Origin of the sequence: Gordonia sp. NPDC003585 (genome assembly GCF_040610755.1) — a bacterium.
Taxonomy (GTDB): Bacteria; Actinomycetota; Actinomycetes; order Mycobacteriales; family Mycobacteriaceae; genus Gordonia.
Window position 1 is genome coordinate 1 of the sequence record NZ_JBEXMX010000196.1, and the last position, 1,342, is coordinate 1,342.

A 1,342-nucleotide genomic window follows, 5' to 3' on the forward strand; every position below is an offset into this window, starting at 1 on the left:
TGGGGGTGGATCGGTTCCCGATGGGATGCTGGTCCACTGTGAGCCTGCCCCGCCGGTGACCACTATGACTAGGGCTGAAACCACGTTGGTGGATTTCTACTCGAAGACCGTGGCCCGGCCGGGGTGGGGATCGGTTCTAGCGCTACTGGGATGTCGTGCCCCCTCCGCAACATTTGAGGGTGAGCACTGAGCCATTAGGCCGCGCGAACGGATCCCGTCAGGTTCACTGCCCAGATTGACGGCCAGATCCGAAAGGTGCAGGTAGCTTTTGATTTACGTGGGTAATGATTGGGCAGATGACCATCACGACGTGTGCGTGATGGACGAACACGGCACCACGCTGGGTATCCGGCGACTGCCCGAAGGGGTCGCCGGAGTGCGGGCGATGCACGCGCTGCTGGCCCGGCACGCCACCGACCCCGCCCAGGTGGTGATCGGGATCGAAACCGATCACGGCATGTGGGTATCGGCGCTGGTGGTCGCCGGCTACCAGGTGTATGCGATCAACCCGAAATCGGTGGTCCGCTACCGCGACCGACACCATGTCGGGGGCACCAAATCCGACAAGGGTGATGCCAAAGTGCTCGCCGATCTGGTGCGCACCGACCGCCACAACCATCGGATCATCGCCGCTGACAGCGTCACCGCCGATGCGATCAAGGTGATGGCCCGTACCCACCAGAACCTGGTGTGGGCGCGCTCAGCGCAGCAGAACGTGCTGCGCGCCCAGCTCAAGGCCTTCTACCCGGCCGCGTTGGCCGCCTTCGGCGACGACCTCGACCACAAGGACGCGCTCAGTGTGCTGCGGCGTGCCCCTTCCCCCGCCCAGGGGGCGAAGCTGTCGTTGTCGTCGATCCGCGCAACCCTGAAAAAAGGTGGCCGCCAACGCAATATCGATGATCGTGCCCGCGAAATCCAGCAGGCCCTACGCAGCACCGGACACCTGGACGTGCCCGCCGAATTGGCCGCCGGTTACGCGGCCACGGTGACCGCGACGGTCGGCATGCTGGCCGCGCTCACCACCCAGATCGATCAACTCGAAACCACCATGGCCCAGTCTTTTAACAAGCATCCGGACGCCGAGATCTACCTGTCCATGCCCGGAGTCGGTGACATCACCGGCGCCCGGATGCTCGGCGAGTTCGGGGACGACCCCGAACGCTACGATAGTGCCAAACATCGCCGAAACTACGCCGGCACCTCACCCCGCACCATAGCCTCTGGCCGATCTCACGCCGTGCTGGCCCGTCACGCCCGCAACCACCGACTCAACGACGCTGCCATGCGCATGGCCCAATCCGCGCTCACCGGAAGTATCGGCGCCCGCGCCTTCTACGACATG

At 64.6% G+C, this 1,342-nt stretch carries 1 protein-coding gene; it reads left to right on the plus strand.

What is annotated here, in order from left to right:
• Positions 1 to 268 precede the first annotated feature (268 nt).
• On the plus strand, positions 269 to 1,342 hold a 1,074-nt coding region (locus tag ABZW74_RS24580; RefSeq protein WP_355280126.1), incomplete at its 3' end, for an IS110 family transposase.